Annotated in this window: 10 protein-coding genes; 3 read left to right on the top strand and 7 right to left on the bottom strand. The window is 68.4% G+C overall.

Features of this window, described 5'->3' with window-relative positions:
• Window positions 1-61: 61 nt before the first annotated feature.
• The 7 genes from IEY60_RS23345 to IEY60_RS23315 form a co-directional block, all read right to left on the bottom strand.
• The gene (locus IEY60_RS23345; RefSeq protein WP_189032095.1) at window positions 62-1,606 is read right to left on the bottom strand and encodes an acyl-CoA carboxylase subunit beta; all 1,545 of its coding nucleotides are present in this window, start codon (window positions 1,604-1,606) and stop codon (window positions 62-64) included.
• Entirely contained in the window at window positions 1,603-6,795 is a 5,193-nt protein-coding gene (pks13, locus tag IEY60_RS23340; RefSeq protein WP_189032093.1) for a polyketide synthase Pks13, read from the bottom strand. Before pks13 ends, IEY60_RS23345 begins: the two co-directional genes overlap by 4 nt.
• A 97-nt stretch (window positions 6,796-6,892) precedes the next feature.
• Window positions 6,893-8,806 (bottom strand): long-chain-fatty-acid--AMP ligase FadD32, encoded by a 1,914-nt coding sequence (gene fadD32, locus IEY60_RS23335; RefSeq protein ID WP_189032091.1) that lies wholly within the window; start codon window positions 8,804-8,806, stop codon window positions 6,893-6,895.
• 211 nt (window positions 8,807-9,017) lie between these two features.
• Window positions 9,018-10,037 (bottom strand): LLM class F420-dependent oxidoreductase, encoded by a 1,020-nt coding sequence (locus tag IEY60_RS23330; RefSeq protein WP_189032089.1) that lies wholly within the window; start codon window positions 10,035-10,037, stop codon window positions 9,018-9,020.
• 300 nt (window positions 10,038-10,337) lie between these two features.
• Window positions 10,338-11,285, bottom strand: a complete 948-nt coding sequence (locus IEY60_RS23325) for a cutinase family protein (RefSeq protein ID WP_189032088.1) — start codon at window positions 11,283-11,285, stop codon at window positions 10,338-10,340.
• Window positions 11,286-11,326: 41 nt separating this feature from the next.
• A complete protein-coding gene (locus IEY60_RS23320) occupies window positions 11,327-11,842 on the bottom strand; it encodes a DUF732 domain-containing protein (RefSeq protein WP_189032087.1) in 516 nt (171 codons plus the stop codon).
• A 113-nt stretch (window positions 11,843-11,955) separates the two neighbouring features.
• Window positions 11,956-13,812 (bottom strand): alpha/beta hydrolase-fold protein, encoded by a 1,857-nt coding sequence (locus IEY60_RS23315; protein ID WP_229740055.1) that lies wholly within the window; start codon window positions 13,810-13,812, stop codon window positions 11,956-11,958.
• Between the two features lie 112 nt (window positions 13,813-13,924).
• Here IEY60_RS23315 and IEY60_RS23310 point away from each other — a divergent pair, with 112 nt between their 5' ends.
• From IEY60_RS23310 to IEY60_RS23300, 3 genes are read left to right on the top strand one after another with little or no spacing between them, the layout of a single operon-like run.
• Entirely contained in the window at window positions 13,925-14,617 is a 693-nt protein-coding gene (locus IEY60_RS23310) for a thioesterase II family protein (RefSeq protein ID WP_189032086.1), read from the top strand.
• The gene (locus IEY60_RS23305) at window positions 14,610-15,434 is read left to right on the top strand and encodes an SDR family oxidoreductase (RefSeq protein ID WP_189032085.1); all 825 of its coding nucleotides are present in this window, start codon (window positions 14,610-14,612) and stop codon (window positions 15,432-15,434) included. Before IEY60_RS23310 ends, IEY60_RS23305 begins: the two co-directional genes overlap by 8 nt.
• A gap of 20 nt (window positions 15,435-15,454) precedes the next feature.
• Window positions 15,455-18,070, top strand: coding sequence for a non-ribosomal peptide synthetase (locus IEY60_RS23300; protein ID WP_189032084.1), 2,616 nt, complete (start codon window positions 15,455-15,457; stop codon window positions 18,068-18,070).
• Window positions 18,071-18,086 lie beyond the last annotated feature (16 nt).

Below are 18,086 nucleotides of genomic sequence, written 5' to 3'. Positions count from 1 at the left end.
TCACAGATTGCAGAGCGGGCCGCCACGGAGAGTCTCCGGGGCGGCCCGCTTCGCAGGGGTTTTACAGCGGCAGGACGTGGTGTTTGCGGGGGTTGCGCTGGATCTTCTTGTCCTGCAGGAGTTTCAGGGCTCGGCGGATTTCGAGGCGGGTGGTGGCCGGTTCGATGACCGCGTCGATGAAACCGCGTTCGGCTGCCACCCAGGGGGTGGCGATGTTGGTGTTGTAGAAGTCGATGAGGTTCTGGCGGATGGCGGCGCGCTGGTCCTCGGGGGCGGCGGCGATCTGGGCGGCGCCCAGCAGGCTGACGGCGCCCTCGGCGCCCATGACGGCCAGCCGGGCGGTCGGCCAGGCGAGGTTGATGTCGGCGCCGAGCTGCTTGGAGCCCATCACCGCGTAGCCGCCGCCGTAGGACTTGCGGACGACGAGGGTGATCTTGGGGACCGAGGCCTCGACGTAGGAGAACAGGAAGCGGCCACCACGCTTGATCACGCCGACCTTCTCCTGTTCGACACCGGGCAGGAAGCCGGGGGTGTCGACGACGAAGACCAGCGGGATCTCGAACGCGTCGCACAGGCGCACGAAATGCGAGGCCTTGTCGGAGGCGCGCGCGTCGAGGGCACCGGCCGAGGCCAGCGGCTGGTTGGCGACGACACCGACGGTCTGACCGTCGACGCGGGAGAAACCGGTGATGATGTTCGGGCCGGTCTCGGCGCTGATCTCCTTGAACTCACCGTCGTCGAAGATGCGCAGCAGGATCTCGTGCATGTCGTAGCCGGCATTGTCGGAATCCGGCATGAGCGTGTTCAGCTCGCGGTCGGAGTCGGTGATCTCCGGTTCCAGACCGGGGTTCACCACCGGCGGCAGTTCCTGGCAGCTGCTCGGCATGTAGCTCAGGTACTCGCGCACCCAGGTGAACGCCGCCTCCTCGTCCTTGGCGACGTGGTGGATGTTGCCGTACTCGGCCTGCGTGCGCGCACCGCCGAGTTCCTCGAGGCTGACGTCCTCGCCGGTGACCTCTTTGATGATCTTCGGACCGGTGACGAACATGTGCGCGGACTCGGTCGCCACCACCACATCGGTGCAGATCGGCTCGTACACCGCGCCACCGGCGCAGTTGCCCAGGATCAGCGAGACCAGCGGCACCATGCCGGACAGCGGCTCGAGATTGGTCGCCATCCAGGCGTACCAGGCCAGCGAGCTGATCGCCTCCTGCACGCGCGCGCCGCCGGAATCGTTGATGCCGACCAGCGGGATCCCGACCTTGGACGCGTACTGCATGATGCCGCACAGCTTGCGGCCGAACGCCTCACCGACCGAACCGCCGTAGACGGTCTGATCGTGCGAGAACACCGCCACCGGGCGACCATCGACCATGCCGTGCCCGACGACGACACCGTCACCGTAGAGCGCGGTCGGGTCGCCGGGCTTGCGGACCAGGGCACCGATCTCGACGAAGGTGCCCGGGTCCATCAGCATGTTGATCCGGTCGCGGGCACTCGGAATGCCCTTCCGCGCCCGCTTCTCGATCCCCTTCGCACCCGCGGGCTCTTTGGCGAGCTCGAGGCGCTGATGTAGATCGGCAAGCTTTTCGGCGGTCGTGCTCACTTCTCTCCCTTGGCGGCAATCGCGGCCAACTTGGCTGCGAGGTCGGCTCCGATCTGGCCGATCCGCGGTTCGTCGACGATCTGCAGGTGATCGCCCGGGATGTGGACGATCTCCAGGTTCGGGACGTATTCGTCCCAGCCGCCGTTGGGCTTGCGATCGGCGAAGCGGGGCTCGAGCTCGATCGCACCGTCGTGGTAGCGATCGGCCAGGTAGAGCACCACGTCACCGTCGTACTTGCGCGGGCGCACCTGCTGCAGCGCGCGGTTCTCGATCCAGGAGGTGCGCTGGTGTTCGAGCACACCGCCGGGGATCTTCGCTCCGGACAGCTTGATCAGGTCGCTGATCATCGAGAACTGCTCGGCGTCGGAGGCCGCGGCCAGTTCCTCGATCTGATCACGGTCGAGCTCGGCGGGGACGTTGTAGGTCTTCTTGGCGAAGGCCTGGTAGCGCTCGAGGCGGCGCACGCGCTCCTCGGGGCTGTTGTCCTCGTCCTCGACGGTCATCGCGAGGTCGATCAGACCGACGTAGCGCACGTCGGCGCCTTCCTCGCGCAGCAGCTGACCCACCTGCAGCGCCAGCACCGCACCCAGCGACCAGCCGTACAGCACGTACGGGCCTTCACCCTGGATCTTGCGCAGCTCCGGCAGGTACTGACGGGCGCGTTCCTCGATGGAACCGTCGACGCGCTCGATGCCGTACATCGGGGTGTCGGCGGGCAGGCGCTTCAGCAGCGGCTCGTAGACGAGCGTGTTGCCGCCGGCCGGGTGGAACACGAACACCGGGGTGGCGGTGGAACCTTCGACGCGGGCACGCAGCGGACGGATGAAGCCGTCCACGTCGGCGCCGCTGTCCTGCAGGTTGCGCACGACCTCGGAGAGCTGCTCGATGGTCTCGCAGTCGAGCACGTCGTCGACGGTGACCTCCGCACCGACCCGCTCGGTGAGGCGGGCCGCCATCTTCTCGGCGACTTCCTCTTCGAGGATCGGGAGGGTGTTGAAGATGCCGCCCGGAGAGGTGCCGGTCACGACAGCCCAGGTGGCGTAGGCGAGGCGCTCGGCAGCGTCACGTGGCGGAACGTTGTCCTCGTCACCGGCCGGGGCCGAGTAGTCGACGTCCGGCGCGACCGGCTCGGCGACAGGCGCGACTTCAGCGGCAGGAGCAGCCACTTCGGCAGCGGCAGCCGAAACCGATTCGGCAGCAGCGGCTTCCGACGGCAACTCGGCACCGGCCGCTTTCGCCGCGGCCAGCGGATCATCGCCCGCGGCAATCGCGGCACGCGCGGCCTCGACGAAGTTGGCGTCGACGCCGATCTCGACGTCCTCACCGGCGGCCTTGGCAGCAGCCTGCTTCTCCGCCATCGCCGCGACCTCGTCGCGATGCTCGATCGCGTACCGCAGCACCTTCGACACCTCGTGGAGGCTGGCGTCGCGAACGGCGGAGATCTGCAGCTGCGGAATGTCGAACTCGTACTCGACGCGGTTCTTGATCCGCATCGCCATCAGCGAGTCCAGGCCGAGCTCCATCAGCGGAATCTCCATCGGGAGATCCTCGACGGCATAGCCCATCGACTCGGCGACGATGATGCACAGTCGCTGCTCGACGGTCTCACTGCCGTTGGGGTCCCAGCGGTCGCTGGTCGCCACGGCCACCTCGGCGGCGGTCGGTTCGGCGACGGCAGCGGCGGCCGGAACGGCAACGGCGGCAACCGGCTCGGGCAGTGCGGCACCGGAGGTGACGACCGCGTCGAACAGCAGGGTGAAGCCGACCGGGGTCTTCGCGTGCACCTGCACCGACGCACCACCGAGGTGTGGGGTGAGCGTGGTGGTCAGCGTGCCGGTGGTAGGCAGCGCGGCGTGCGGATGCGACACCGTCACGGCGACATCCGAAAGCACCTGCGCGGCAGCGGCTTGCACCAGCGCGGCCAGATCGGTGACCGAGGAAGCCTGCACCTCCCAGGCGTGACGACCGTCCGGCATGGCGACATGCGCGCCGGGCACCCGGCTGTTGCCGCCGCTCGCGGCGAAGGTGGCCTTGGGCCAGTACGCCTTGCGCACGAACGCGGTTCGCGGCACATCGGCGTAATCACCCTGCGGCAGGATCGAACTCAGGTTCACCGCGTGGCCGTGCACGTACAGCTGAGCGAGCGCGCCGATGACACCGGCGGACTCGTCTTCCTTGCGCTTGAGCGTCGGGATGAGCTGCGCGTCGTGCACGCCCGCGGCGAAGGTGGTGCCCAGGACCTGCATCAGCGCAACGGAATTGGGCGCCAGCTCCAGGAACGTGGTGTGCCCGGAGTCGACGGCGGCCTTGATGGCATTGGTGAAGTACACCGAGTGGCGCATGTTCTTCACCCAGTAGGGCTCGTCGTGGATCGGCTCGGTTCCGGGCCTGAAGTACAGGCCCTCGTGCACGGTCGAGTACAGGCCGGTCTTCAGCGAGGTGGGCTCGATGCCCGCCAGTTCGGCGGCGAGTTCGCCCAGCAGCGGGTCCATCTGCGAGGTGTGGCCAGCGCCGCGGGTGGGCAGGATGCGGGCGAACTTGCCCATGCCCTCCACCTCGGCGACGATCTGCTCGACCTGCTCGCGGGGACCACCGATGACGGTGTTGGTCGGCGCGGCGTACACCGCGCACTCCACGTCGGGGAAGCGCGGCAGCAGCTCGGCGACGTCGTGTGCGCTGAGCTCGACGAGTGCCATATTGCGCACGTCGTCCTCGGTGATCATCTGCTCGCCCTCGCCCATCAGGCGCGAACGGGCGCAGATCACGCGCACCGCGTCCTCGAGGCTCAGGCCGCCCGCGATGTACGCGCCCGCGACCTCACCCATCGAATGACCGACCACCGCGGCGGGTTCGGCGCCGTGTGCGCGCAGCACCGCGGCCAGACCCAGCTGGGTGGTGAAAATGCCGACCTGGCAGGTGCCGACGTCGTAGTCCTGCTCGTCGTCGAGGAACATCTCGCGAATCGAGTATCCGGCCTCGTCCTGCACCAGCTCGTCGACCTCGTCGACGGTCTTGCGGAAGATCGAGTTCTCGTTGTAGAGCTGCTTGGACATCTTGCGGTGCTGCGCGCCGAAGCCACACATCACCCAGACCGGCGCGGCGGCGGCCGGGGAATCGGCGGTGAACACACCGGCGCCGGGCTTGCCCTCGGCGATGGCGCGCAGACCGGCGACGGCCTCTTCGTGCGTCTTGGCCAGCACCACACCACGCGAACGGTGATGGCTGCGCTTGGCCAGCGACCGCGCGACATCGGTCAGCGGCACGTCCTTGCCGGGGCCTTCGAGCCAGTCGGCCAGCTCGGCGGCGGCGCGCTTGCGGCGCGAGGGCAGGTAGGCGGACACGGCCAGGATCACCGGCAGCGGCTCGGCGCGCTCGCCGTCCCACTCGAGCACAGCTTCCGCGTCCTGGGCGGCGGCGACGATCGCGGCGGCCTCGGCGACCACATCGGTGGCCTCTTCGTCGGCGAGCTCGTGGGCGGCGACCTGCTCGGGCGTCACCTCGACATCGGGAACGACCGGGGTCGGCACGTATTCCTGCAGCACGACGTGGGCGTTGGTGCCACCGAAACCGAAACCGGAGATGCCGACGGTCGCGACGCCGCTGTAGCGCGGGTACTCGGTCGGCTCGTCGACGACCTTGAGGTTGGCCTGCTCGAACGGGATGTACGGGCTCGGGCCCGCGTAGTTGATGTTCGGCGGAATCACGTTGTGCTGGAACGACATCAGCACCTTGGCGAGGCTCGCCGCGCCCGCGCCGGATTCGAGGTGACCGAAATTGGTCTTGACCGAACCCAGCAGGGCGGGCTTGTCGGCGTCACGGCCACGGCCGACGACGCGAGCGAGCGCCTCGGCTTCGATCGGGTCGCCGATGGGGGTGCCGGTGCCGTGTGCCTCGATGTAGTCGACGGAGGACGGGACGATGCCCGCGTCGCGGTAGGCGCGGCGCAGCACATCGGCCTGCGCGTCCGGGTTCGGCGCGAGCAGGCCGTTGGAGCGGCCGTCGTTGTTGACCGCCGAGCCCTTGACCACCGCGTAGATGTGGTCGCCGTCGCGTTCGGCGTCGGCGAGCCGCTTGAGCACCACCAGGCCTGCGCCCTCGGAGCGAACCATGCCGTCGGCGTCCTTGGAGAACGCCTTGATGCGGCCGTCCGCGGAGGTGCCCGGCGCGAAACCGAGCGTCGGGAACGGCATCAGCAGCATGTTCACACCGCCGGCCAGCGCCACGTCGGCGTCGCCCTCCCGCAGCGCGCGCACCGCCTGGTGCACCGCGACGAGGGTGGACGAGCAGGCGGTGTCCACGGTGACCGACGGGCCACGGAAGTCGTAGAAGTAGGACACCCGGTTGGCGATGATGCCGTTGGAGCTGCCCATGATCGCGTAGCCCTCGGCCGACGCGGGGATATCCGGGTCGGTCTCACCGAGCGCGAGCGCGGCGATCATCCCGAAGTCGCTGGAGGAGGAACCGATGAACATGCCGACCGGCGCGCCCTTGAGGTCGCTCGCCGGAATCCGCGCGTGCTCGAGCGCCTCCCAGGTGAGCTCCATCATCAGGCGCTGCTGCGGATCCATCCGCTCGACCTCGACCGGCGAGGTCGCGAAGAACTCGGCGTCGAAGCCCTTGACGACGTCCTGGTCGAGGTAGCCGCCCCTGGTCTTGCCCTCGGCGACGGCCGCGGCCACGGTGGGGTCGCTGAGGAACTCGGCCCAGCGGCCCTCGGGCAGCTCCCGGATCGCGTCACCGCGACCGATGATGAACTCCCAGGTCGACTCGGGCGTATCGCCCGCGCCCGGCAGACGCGTCGACAGACCGACGACCGCGATGTCGTGCGCCTCGCTCGGCGTGAACGCGGCGGTGTAGTCCTCGTCGTTCTCCGCGGCGGGCTCCGGCTCACCGTTGACGATGATCTCGGCCAGCGACGCGATCGTCGGATGCTGGTAGATCACCGTGGGAGCAAGCGAGACACCGGTGTAGTCCTCGATGTCGCCACCGAGGGCGAGGGCATCGCGCGAGGCCAGCCCGAACTCCTCCATCGGCCGGTCGACGGTGATCGCGTCGACCGCCTGTCCGGTCGCGTCCGCGACCCATTTCCGCAGCCAGTCGCGTACCTCGGCAACCGAGTGGTCACCCGCAGGGGTGCTCGTCGCGGGAACTTCGGGGTTCTGGTTGGGCGTGCCCTCGTTGTCAGCCATCAATTCCTCAAGCTACCTGTCTGCGTACAGGGCGCGCCGTGGAATGACGCCCGGCGTGTATGGCACGCCGAGCGTCATCACCGAACCGGTCGGCCGATTACTCTTCTGGTGCATCGGGGAAAGCCTGCTGGGTGTAACCACCGCGCAGCGTTCCCTCGAGGTAGGCGGCCTTGCAGGCCCGCCGGGCAATCTTTCCACTGGAGGTACGCGGGATGGAACCCGCGGGGACCAGCAGGATGTCACGAGCGGTCACGCCGTGGCGCAGCGAGACCGCAGCGCGCACCGCGTCCGAGATCGGGCCTGGGTCGGCCTTGCCCGCGCCGGGACCACGTTCGGCCACGATGACCAGCTGCTCGGACGCGTCGTCGGCATCGAACTTCAGGCCGGAGTGGCTGTCGGCGGCGAAGACCTCGGCGGGCAGCTGGTTGGCAGGCACCGCGAAGGCTGCGACGAAACCGGGCCGCAGCGCCTTGGAGGCCTCCTGCGCGGAGTACTCCAGATCCTGCGGGTAGTGGTTGCGGCCGTCGACGATCACCAGGTCCTTGACGCGACCGGTGATGTAGAGCTCACCTTCGAAGTAGACGCCGAAGTCGCCGGTGCGCATCCAGTCCGCGTCGGCGGCGGTGCCCTCGGTGTGCCCACCCGGCTGACGCTCGGTGACCCGGTTGCGGAAGGTCTTGGTCGACTCGTCGGGGCGTCCCCAGTAACCGATGCCCATGTTGTTGCCGTGCAGCCAGATCTCGCCGACCTGGCCGTCGGGCAGCTCGCGGCCGCCGTCGGGGCTCTCCACCGACTCGGGGTCGATGATCGCGGCCCACTGCGACAGGCCCACGTAACCGCAGGAGACCTGCGCGATGGCGTTCTCGGCGGACTGCTCCACGCGGACCATCCGGCCCCTGTTGAGCTCGTCGCGGTCGACGTAGATGTACTTGGCCTCGTCCTCGGCCTTGGTCGCCGAGACGAACAGCGTCGCCTCCGCCATGCCGTAGCAGGGCTTGATCGCGGTCTTGGGCAGGCCGTACGGGGCGAACGCCTCGTTGAACTTCTTCATCGACGAGACCGTCACCGGCTCGGAACCGTTGATCAGGCCGATGACGTTCGACAGGTCGAGCGACTCGCCCGCCTTCGGCACACCACGCGCCGCGGCGTGCTCGAACGCGAAGTTCGGCGCGGCCGCGAACGTGCCCGCACCGTCGGAGACGGCGGCCAGCTCGTTGATCCAGCGCGAGGGGCGGCGCACGAACGCGCTCGGCGACATGATGGTGATGAACTTGCCGCCGACCGCGGGCAGGATGACCGTCAGCAGGCCCATGTCGTGGAACAACGGCAGCCAGGTGACGCCGCGCGAGTTCTCGTTCATGTTCAGCGAGTTGATCATCTGCAGCAGGTTGGTGCCGACCGCGCGGTGGGTGATCTCCACACCGGCCGGGACCCGGGTCGAGCCCGAGGTGTACTGCAGGTAGGCGATGTCATCGATCGCGGTGTCGGGGCGGACCCAGGAATCACCGAGGGTGTCCGGGATGGCGTCGACGGCGATGATGCGCGGACGCTGCGCGGCGGGCAGCGAGCGGAAGAACTGGCGGACACCGGCGGCCGAGGAGGTCGCGGTGAGGATCGCCGAGGGCTCACAGTCACCGAGCACGGCGTGCAGCCGGTCGGTGTGGCCCGGCTCGTCCGGGTCGAACAGCGGGACCGAGATGGTGCCCGCGTAGATCGCCGCGAAGAAGGAGATCACGTAGTCCAGGCCCTGCGGCGCGAGGATCGCGACCCGGTCGCCCGGGTTGGTCACCTGCTGCAGGCGAGCGGCCACCGCGCGCAGCCGAACTCCGAACTCCTGCCAGGTCAGCTCGTGCACCTCGCCGTCGCGTTCCCGCGAGTAGTCGATGTAGCGGTACGCGAGCGTGTTCGCATCGTTACGGGTGTGCTTCTCGACGTGATCGACCAGGGTCCGACCCTCGGGAATGATGAGGTTCCCGGTTTCGTCCAGGTAGTCGTCGAAAGTCTCTTCCATTCCTTCTTCTCCTCCGAGGCCCAGACACCGGTGAATTTCCCAACGCACTTCGGCGCTGACACCTGTGAGGCCCCGACTCGCTATCGCCACCGGCCCCCGGACGACGCCGTGCGTGCATCCTGACAACCTGCGGATTTTCGAGCGGTCTGCGCGGTGACCGCTTATCGGCTAGATGTTCTCAAACCAGAGTCATGTTACAGAGAACCCCCGCTCAGTCCTCCCGCAGCAGCGGAATGACAGGCGCGAAAGCGTCCATCTGGGTGGGGAAGATACCCACATACGACATCGACGTGAGTTCGCGCACACGCTTGATCTGTTCGGCGATCTCTTCGAAGCTGCCGATCGCGACGTACGGCGAATTCAGGATGTCTTCCACCGACAGCTCCACGTCGACCTCGAGGTCGGGGTGCAGGCCGCGTTCGATCGCGCGCAGCGCCATCTCCGCGGTCTTCTCCCGATCGTCGGTGATGACGATGGCGGTGATCGCCCAATTCAGCTCGATGTCGGCGAACCGGTCGCCGGCAGCGGCCTTGACGATATTGACCTTCTCGATCGTCTTCTCGAGCGTGATACCCGAGAGCAGACCCTTGCCGTTCTTGGTGGTCTGCGGGACGACGGAGACGATGTCGGCGTGCTTGGCCGCCAGCGCGAGCATCTTCGGCCCGCCGCCACCGGTGCACAGCGGCGGACGCGGGCCCTGCCGTGGTCGCGGCGTGCCCTTGATGCCGCGCACCTGGTAGTGCTTGCCCTCGAAGTTGCATTCCTGGCCGCGCAGCAGCGTGTCCAGGATGGTCAGCGACTCGTCGAGCTTCTCCAGGCGGACGCCGGGACGTTCGTAGGGAAGGCCCGCGTTCTCGAACTCTTCCTTGATCCAGCCCGCGCCGACGCCGACCTCGAGCCTGCCCTTGGACAGCACATCGATGGTGGCCAGGTCCTTGGCGAGCACGACGGGGTGCCGGAAGCCGTTGGCCAGCACCGACGTGCCGAGCCGGATCTTCTCCGTCGCCTGGGTCAGTGCGCCCAGCGCGGCGATCGGCCCGATCTGGTCACCCAGGTGGTCGGGCACGAAGAAGGTGTCGTACCCGTACTCCTCGGCCTGCTGCGCAGTCTGGACGAACTTGCGTGCGCCGCCCTCCTGCTTGTTGCCCTCGCCCGCCGCTCCGAAGCGGAACGGACGCAGCGGCGTACCCAGCGCGGTCAACTCACCGACGGGTGCGGCAGCTTCGGTCATGAACTCATCGCTCCTGGCTGTTGCACGCTCTCGCGTACTAGGCGGTGTACTCGGGCTCGGTACTCGGGCTCGCCACCTACTCCGCGGTAGCGGGGGTAGACGGCGCGATCACCAGCGCACTTTACAGCGTGCGGGCGAATGGGAGTGCGGATGTCACAGCGAGGCATGATCCATGGCAATTGCACACCCGCTGTGACTGTGACAACTCCGCCCTCGCAGGGCCGATCTGCGGTGTCCCCCGAGGGCCCTGCGTGGTCACGCTTCGATACCGCCTCCGGGCCCGCCGGGAACACCGCCCGCTCAGGAATGCGGTGGGTGCGGCGCGTTCTCGATCAGCCCTGCGGCCCAGTTCACTGTCCACTGGGTGGCGGTGGTGCCCTGCGCGTCGACCGTGTTGGTGGCGTACAGCGCGTGGACCGGGTTGCCCGCGGAGCGGATCAGGGCGCCCAGGCTGGTCAGCGCGTTGGCCGGGTTGAGGGCCTGGCGTGGCGCGTCGCAGATCATGTCGCCGGGCGCGCAGATGGAGTTCACCTTCGGCGCCAGCGAGCCGAAACCGCCGGGACGGGCACCGGTCATGCTGATGCCGGGCACGTTGATGCCCCTGAGCGCGACCTCCGCGCCCTGGCCCGCCGGCGGCGGATCGCCGATCTCGGTGGGCTGGCCCGGACCGGGGTCGCCGGTGCGGCGGCCGTCGGCGATGACCGTCACGCCCAGGACCTTGTCGGCCGGGATGGGACCGTTGCCCGCGCCGATCTGCGCGGCCAGGTCACCGGCGATGACGGCGCCCTGGGAGAAGCCGGAGATGACATAGGTGGTCAGCGGGCATTCCTTGTGCCGCTGGGCCAGGATGTCGGTCGCCCGCGCTGTGCCCTCGGTGCGGCTGTTGTTGTAGGAGGCCTGGCCGTCCGGCGGGATCGCGATCGGGTTCGAGAACTGGGCCACGTAGGGCACCGTGTACACCTCGAGCCGGTTCTCCGGGAACTGCGCGCGCAACGGCCCGCTGACGCTGAGCATCAGCGAGATCGGGTTGGCGGTGGGGTTGTACGGATCGTCGGTGCTCGCCGACTCCCAGGTGCCGGGGATCGAGAGCAGCATCACATCGGGACAGTCCGCCGACTGCGACGTCGGTGGCGGCGGTCCGGGCGGCGTGGGGCCCGGCTCGCGCAACCGGCCTGCGAGCAGGTACCAGAGCAGCACGATGACGATGATCGCCAGGACGAACAGCGCCAGCACGGTCAGGCACCCCACAGGCCAGAGCCTGCGGGTGCGTCGCGTCGGTCGGGGGTTCACTAGCAGTAGGTGGAGGTCGCGGCGGCGATGTAGATCTGAGCTGCCTTGTTGACGTCCATCTTGGCCGGGTCGAAGGCCGGATCGGTGCCTGCCATCGCGGCAACGAAGGTCGCCATGTCGGATTCACTCGCGCCGGTGGCCTTCGTCGAGCAGATGTAGCTCGCCGCGGTCAGCGCGCTGGCCGGGTCGGCCGGGGTGATCCCGTTCTCGGCCAGCTCGTCGAGGAAGGCCTTGTCCTTACCGGCAGCGGGCGCCGCCGCGGCCGAGGTGGTCTCCGGCGCGGCCTGCGGCTGCTCGGGGGCAGCGCTGGTCTCCGGTGCGGCGGTCGCCGACGGCGCGTGGTCGCCGTGGCCGCCTTCCGCGGGCGCCTGGGTGGCCGAAGCGGCAGCGCTCGCGGTGGTGGAGAGGGTGGGCGTCTGCGAAGCGGTCGAGTCGTTGCCGCCACAGGCGGACAACAGGGCGACGGCAGCCAGGGCCGCGACCGATCCGGCTACCTTGCCAGGGATCCGATGCATGAAGATGTCTTTCCTCGATCGTTCGTCAGGGAAGCGGTCGCAGACCAGGCTAGCCGCACACTCGGCGCCGCCGGGTACCGCGCGACGATGCTCAGAGAGTTCTCAGCCCGAGCTCACACCCCGTGAACTTCGGATTTGCCATCGCGCACGACGATGAACCCGGTCTGAAAGTTCTGCTGGATTCCGCCGGGGACGGCGAATTCGTCGGACACCGGATACCCCAGCCGTCCGTTCTCGAACCCCTGCGCACCCCAGGCGTCGGCGACCGCGCCGTTGCGCACCGACCAGGCGCCCGACAGCGGACTCCAGTAGATGTTGCCGCCCTCGAACCTGCTGTAGCGCCCGAGATCCTTCAGCGGCGCCTCCTCGGCCACCGGGAAGCCGAGCGGGCTGTTCTCGAAGCCGAGGGTGGCGTACTTGTCCAGGATGAACCCCTGCACACGGTGGGCGCCGGTAGCCGCGCTGTAGAACATGGGGCCGTGTTCGAAGGCCTGCACCACGCCGTCGCGGCTGGGCGTCGGCGCCTCGGCCGCCACCGGATAGCCGGCCGGGCCACGCTCGTAGCCCTGCTTGCCCCATTCCTCGAGGATCGCGCCGCGCATCACCTGGGCGCCGGTATCGGGGGTCCAATAGATCGAGCCGCCCTCGAAGGTCTGCATCCGGCCGCGCCCGTCGGGCAGGCCACGCTCGTCGCCGGTCGGCAGGCCGAGCGGTGAGAGCGGACCGCCGACGCCCGTGTAGGCACCGCCGATGCGGCCCGCGACCGGGTGCGCGCCGGTCGCCGCGGAATAGAAGACACGGCCGTTCACGAAGTCCTGCACCACCGCGGGCCCCTGGGTGTACTCGCCGGTGACACAGTTGCCGATCCAGCTCTGCGCCACCGGGGCGATCGCACCGGCCGTCGCGCAGGTGGCGCCGTCGGGGTCGGCGCCGAGAGCGGCCGCGGCCTGCGGCCAGGACTGGCGCATCTCGAAGTCCCAGTACGGCCAGGTGTGCGTCCCGGAGGGCCGGTAGTTGACCTGTACCGGAATCGCGAGTTCACCCAGCTTGGTGACGAAGTTCTGCGTCGAGAGCCTGGACAGGATCTCGAGCCCGGCGCCCGACCAGTTGTCACTGGTCATCGGCAGCGGACCGGGCTGGTCATGCGTGCCTGCCAGCCCGCTGCCCGAGGACACGTACACGCTGATCCCCTGCAGCTTGTCGGCCATGCGCTCCGGATCGTGCGCCGCCCATTCCGGTCCGCCGGGCGGCCCCCACATCGCCGTCGAGTCGTAGCCACCCACGGTGCGGATCGCGAACTCGATCGCCTGCGGCATGCCGAGCGTGGTGGTGGTCAGCAGTCCGGAATACGACGCGGCGAACTTGACGAAATCCGGGTTCCGGGCGGCCAGATTCATCGCGCCGGTGCCGCCCATCGACAGGCCGGCGACGCCGCGGACATCGGTGGTCCGCCAATCGCGTTCGAGCAGCGGTGGCAGTTCCTTGGTCAGGAATGTTTCCCACCGATAGTGCTTTCCGTTGTTCGGTTGCAGCCAGTCGGTATAGAAACTGGACTGTCCACCGACGGGCAGCACGACATTCACATTCTTGTCGGCGAAGAATCCCTCCGCGTCGGCGTCTTTGGTCCAGCCGTTTTCGTCGTCGGTGGCCCGGAGACCGTCGAGCATGAGCAGCACCGGAAAACGCGCGTCGGGCCGCAGATGCCAATCCCTGGCAAGCAACATCTGAACTTGGATAGCGGTATTCATCGCCGCGGAGTGCACCCACAGCGCCACCCGCCGATCCGACAGCCACTCGATGCGTTCGATCGCCGAGGGCGCTCCGGGCCGGGCGGCGGCCACAGCGGGAAACACGGACTGGCCCAAGGGAAGCGCGATCACCGTCGCCATGGCCAGTGGGGCGCCAAGTCGACACGCAAGGCGCCGCCGGGCGGACGGGCCGCGGTCCCTCTCCTTCTGCGCGACTCTCATCAGGTCGTTGTACCTCGCCAGGGGCGAGATAGGCGGCAGGCGCGCGGAAGTAAGGACCGGTTCACTTCGGTCTGTGACCTGACCGAACGCACGGTTGTGCAATCATCACCTCGTGCCGAACGTTCAACTCGTCTGCCTTCCCTTCGCCGGTTCCGGCGCCTCTTTCTTCCGAAACTCACAACCATCGGCCGCCGTCGATCTGGTGCCGATCCAGCTTCCGGGTCGCGAAGAACGATTCGGCGAAAAGCCGTACAGCGAAATGAATCTTGCACGGGCCGGAGTTGCCGAAACGATCGCGAAGACGGTCGACGCCGAAACATCGATCGCGTTGTTCGGCCACAGCCTCGGCGCGGTGCTGGCATTCGAGGTCGCCCGGCTGCTCGGAACGCGGGTTTCGCACCTTTTCGTCAGCGGCTCACCCGACCCGTGGCATCCGCGGTCCGAGCGCGCGTCCGAGCTTTCCGACGAGCAATTCCTCGCGCAGGTGGAGACATTCGCCGGTTACAGCCATCCGGCACTCGCGCATCCGGAGATGCGCCAAATCGTCCTGCCCGCGCTGCGGGCCGATGTCGCGATGCACGAGAACTACCTCGCCGAACCGGGGGCCGTGATCGCCGCGCCCATCACCGCGCTGCGCGGACGCGACGACGCCCTCGTCGCCGAGTCGGATATGCGAGGCTGGGCGGAAGCGACCTCCGCCGAGTTCGCACTGCACACCTTCGCCGGGGGGCACATGTACATCGCGGATCACCTCGACGAGGTCTGGCAGCTCGTTGCCGATACCGCTGTCACCCAGCATGCGTGACGACCTTTCCGGGGTAGCGCTGGTCACCGGCGCGGCGCGTGGCATCGGCCGCGCCTGCGCGGTGGCACTGGCCGAGTCCGGCTTCTCGCTGGTGCTGGTCGACATCGGTGCCGACACCCCCGAGGTGCCCTACCCGCTCGGCTCCGAGAGCCAGCTCGAATACACCCGCGACCTGTGCCTGGAGTCAGGCGCGAACACCGAGATCGTGCTCGGTGACGTCCGCAGCGCCGCCGATGTGGATGCCGCGATCGAGGTGGCGATCCAGCGTTTCGGCCGGCTCGACGCGGTGGTGAACTGCGCGGGCATCGTCCGGCCGTCGGGGCGCAGTGTCGACCTGGTGAGCGAGGACGACTGGGCGACCATGCTCGACATCAACCTCACCGGTCCGTTCCGCGTCTTGTCCGCCGCCGCGCGTGTCATGAAGCGGCAGGGCTCGGGCAGCATCGTCAATATCGCGTCGACGGCGGGGTTGGTCGGCTACCGGAATTTCGCCGGGTACGTGGCCTCCAAGCACGGCCTCGTCGGGTTGACCAAGGCCGCCGCCCTCGATCTGGCGCCGCACGGGGTGCGGGTCAATGCGGTGTGCCCGGGATCGGTGCACGACGACCCGGAGCTGGAGTCGATCATGCTCGGCGAGGTGGCCGCCGCCCTCGAACTCGCCGGGGACCACGAACAGACCTTTGTCAGGGACCAGCCGTCCAACGCGTTGGTCCGCGCGCAGGACGTCGCCGAAACAGTCGTCTGGCTGGCCTCCGAGCGAAGCCGCAGTGTGGTGGGCTCGGTGGTTACCGTCGACGGTGGCTTCACCTCTCGATAGATCCGGAAGCAGTGCAGGACATGGATATTCATCAGGCCGTCGGCGGCGCCGTCCGGTTGCATCAGCCGCTCGATCCCACCGAGCTGGTCGATCGGCTTCGCACCGAGATCGGTGTCGACCCCACTCTGATGCGTTCCTGGCTGCAACCGGTGCCGTTCGCCGCGGGTTCGGCGGCGGCGAAACAGCTTGTGCGCGGGCAGATGTCCCACCCGCTGCCTGGGCCGGGAGCGGCTCGGATCAGTTGCACGCAGTACAGCGATGGGGTCGTCGATGTGGTGTTGCTGGCGTGTGCCGATCTCACCGGTGCCCTGAGGTTGCTGCGTGAGCTGGGCGGTGAACCGATCGAGGATTCGGTGGCGGGATCGGTGATCGTCGACCTGCCGATCAGGGATTCCTTCCGTACGGAGTACGTGGTCGTCGCCTGTGCTGCCGTGTGCGCCCGCTATCTCGATGTCGCCGCGATTGCCGTGGATCTGGTCCGCCTGCACGCGCCGCGGCCTGCGGATGACGCCGCTCCGCTCGGCGAGCTCCTGCGTTGTGAGCTCACCCCCGGGCACTCCGTCTCCCAGATCGCCGCCGGTCTCGTTCCCGTACAGGACGATTCGGCGTTGCGCTCCATCCGGCTGATCGATGCGACGGCGACCCCGGGCGGATTCTTCCAGGATGACGATTCGCGCCACGATGTCGTCCTGACGCTCACCGCCACATCCGACCCCGCCCTGCTGCGCCTGCGCATTTCCGGCAACGCACTGGAAAGCGAGTTCACCGCAGCGCTGGCCGAGTCGATGGCGTTTGTGCACAGTGGAATTCAGGGGCCGGACACCCTGCTGCGCGATCTGGCCATGACCCGGCACCAACCGGAAGCCCCCAGCAATGGCGCCCCCGGCGATCGTCTGGAACTGCGCATCGTCGCCGCAGCCACCACCCAGCCGACCGCGACAGCCGTTGTCCACGAATCCAACTCGCTCTCCTACGCCGATCTCGATCAGCTGTCCGACACGGTCGCCGCCCACCTGCACGCCACCGGAATCCGCCCCGGCGACTTCGTCGTCCTCGCGATAGACAGGGGCCCTGAACTGATCGCCGTCGCACTCGGCATCTGGAAATGCGGTGCCGCCTACGTCCCGGTCGACGTCGAGTTCCCCATCGAGCGCATCCGGCACGTGGCCACCGACGCGAACGCACGCCTGGTCGTCGCCGAGCCGCGCATCGCCGCCGAACTCGCCGACAACACCACCACCGCATCCGATCTGCTCGCGGCGTCCTCGGCACAACGACCCCACCACGCTCTGTCGGATCTGCTGCCCGCCTATGCGATCTACACCTCGGGCACCACCGGCGTCCCGAAAGGCACCGTGGTCTCGCATCGCAGTGTGCTCGCACTGTTCGACGCACTGCGCACCGAATTCGCCCTCACCTCGGCCGATGTGTGGAGCGCCTTCCATTCCCCCGCGTTCGACTTCTCGGTGTGGGAGATCTGGGGTGCGCTCGTCACCGGCGGCCGCGTGGTCGTGGTGGACAAGCCGGTCGCCCGCGATCCCGGCCGATTCCACACGCTGCTGCGCGAGCACCGGGTGACCGTGCTCAACCAGACACCGTCCGCCTTCGCGCATCTCGACGCGGTCGACGCCCGTTCCGAGCGCCTGGCTGCCGTCCGTCTGGTGGTGCTCGGTGGTGAGGCGATGCAGTCGCACAGTGTGAGTTCCTGGCTCGACCGGCATCCGCGCCGGAGCTGCCAGGTGGTCGACATGTATGGCATCACCGAGACGACGGTGCACGTCACCGCTCATCGGGTCACCAAGTCCTCGGCGATGCGCAGGCCGGGTGCGGTCGGCGCCGCGATCTCCGGCTGGGAATTCGCCGTGCTCGGTGCCGATCTGCGGCCCGCGCCGGTCGGCTGCCCGGGCGAGATCTATGTCGCCGGTGCCGGTCTCGCGCAGTACTACATCGGCAAACCGGTTCTCACGGCCACGCGCTTCGTCGCCGGTCCCGACGGCCGACGCTGGTACCGCAGCGGCGATCTGGGCCGCACGCTCGGCGACGGTACCCTCGAGCATCTCGGCCGCATCGACGGCCAGGTGAAGGTCAACGGCTACCGGATCGAACTCGACGAGATCCGCGACTGCATCATGCGATACCCCGGAATCCTGGATGCCGCCGTGGTCTGCGCGAACACCGACGGCGAGCACGCGTTGAGCCGGATCGATGCCTTCTATGTCGGCGCCGACATCGACCCGGCCGACCTGCGCGCCGCGCTCGCCAGGTTCCTGCCGCACTACATGCAGCCCAGCACATTCACCGAGCTCACCGTCGTACCACTCACGACCAACGGCAAGGTCGACAAGGCGGCGCTGCCCGCACCCGACCAGTCGAGGGTGACCGACAGCAACGACGCACAGCAGGACACAGCCGTGCAGGCGCTGACCACCGCGTGGCGCACCGTCCTCGATGCCGAGCCCGCCGCCGACGACAACTTCTTCCTCGCCGGCGGAAACTCGCTGGCGGCAATCCATTTCTGCAACGAACTCGGCAACGCGGGCATCTCACTCGCCTTGACCGTGCTGTATCAGAACCCCACCTTCGGCGACCTGCTCGCCGTCGTCGCCGCGGTTAAGCGCTCGGCGGCCGCGGTCTGAACCGACCGCGGCCCAC

The organism is Nocardia rhizosphaerihabitans (genome assembly GCF_014646295.1).
In the GTDB taxonomy this organism is placed as follows: domain Bacteria; phylum Actinomycetota; class Actinomycetes; order Mycobacteriales; family Mycobacteriaceae; genus Nocardia; species Nocardia rhizosphaerihabitans.
The sequence above is the reverse complement of the archived record's forward strand: the minus strand, read 5'-3'. Positions and strand labels throughout refer to the sequence as shown.

Excerpts from the sequence above, each read along its gene's own strand:
- IEY60_RS23300 (WP_189032084.1), top strand. The coding sequence starts at position 15,455 with ATGGATATTCATCAGGCCGTCGGCGGCGCCGTCCGGTTGCATCAGCCG.
- pks13 (WP_189032093.1), bottom strand. The coding sequence starts at position 6,795 with ATGGCTGACAACGAGGGCACGCCCAACCAGAACCCCGAAGTTCCCGCG.
- IEY60_RS23320 (WP_189032087.1), bottom strand. The coding sequence starts at position 11,842 with ATGCATCGGATCCCTGGCAAGGTAGCCGGATCGGTCGCGGCCCTGGCT.
- IEY60_RS23315 (WP_229740055.1), bottom strand. The coding sequence starts at position 13,812 with ATGAGAGTCGCGCAGAAGGAGAGGGACCGCGGCCCGTCCGCCCGGCGG.
- IEY60_RS23305 (WP_189032085.1), top strand. The coding sequence starts at position 14,610 with ATGCGTGACGACCTTTCCGGGGTAGCGCTGGTCACCGGCGCGGCGCGT.
- fadD32 (WP_189032091.1), bottom strand. The coding sequence starts at position 8,806 with ATGGAAGAGACTTTCGACGACTACCTGGACGAAACCGGGAACCTCATC.
- IEY60_RS23330 (WP_189032089.1), bottom strand. The coding sequence starts at position 10,037 with ATGACCGAAGCTGCCGCACCCGTCGGTGAGTTGACCGCGCTGGGTACG.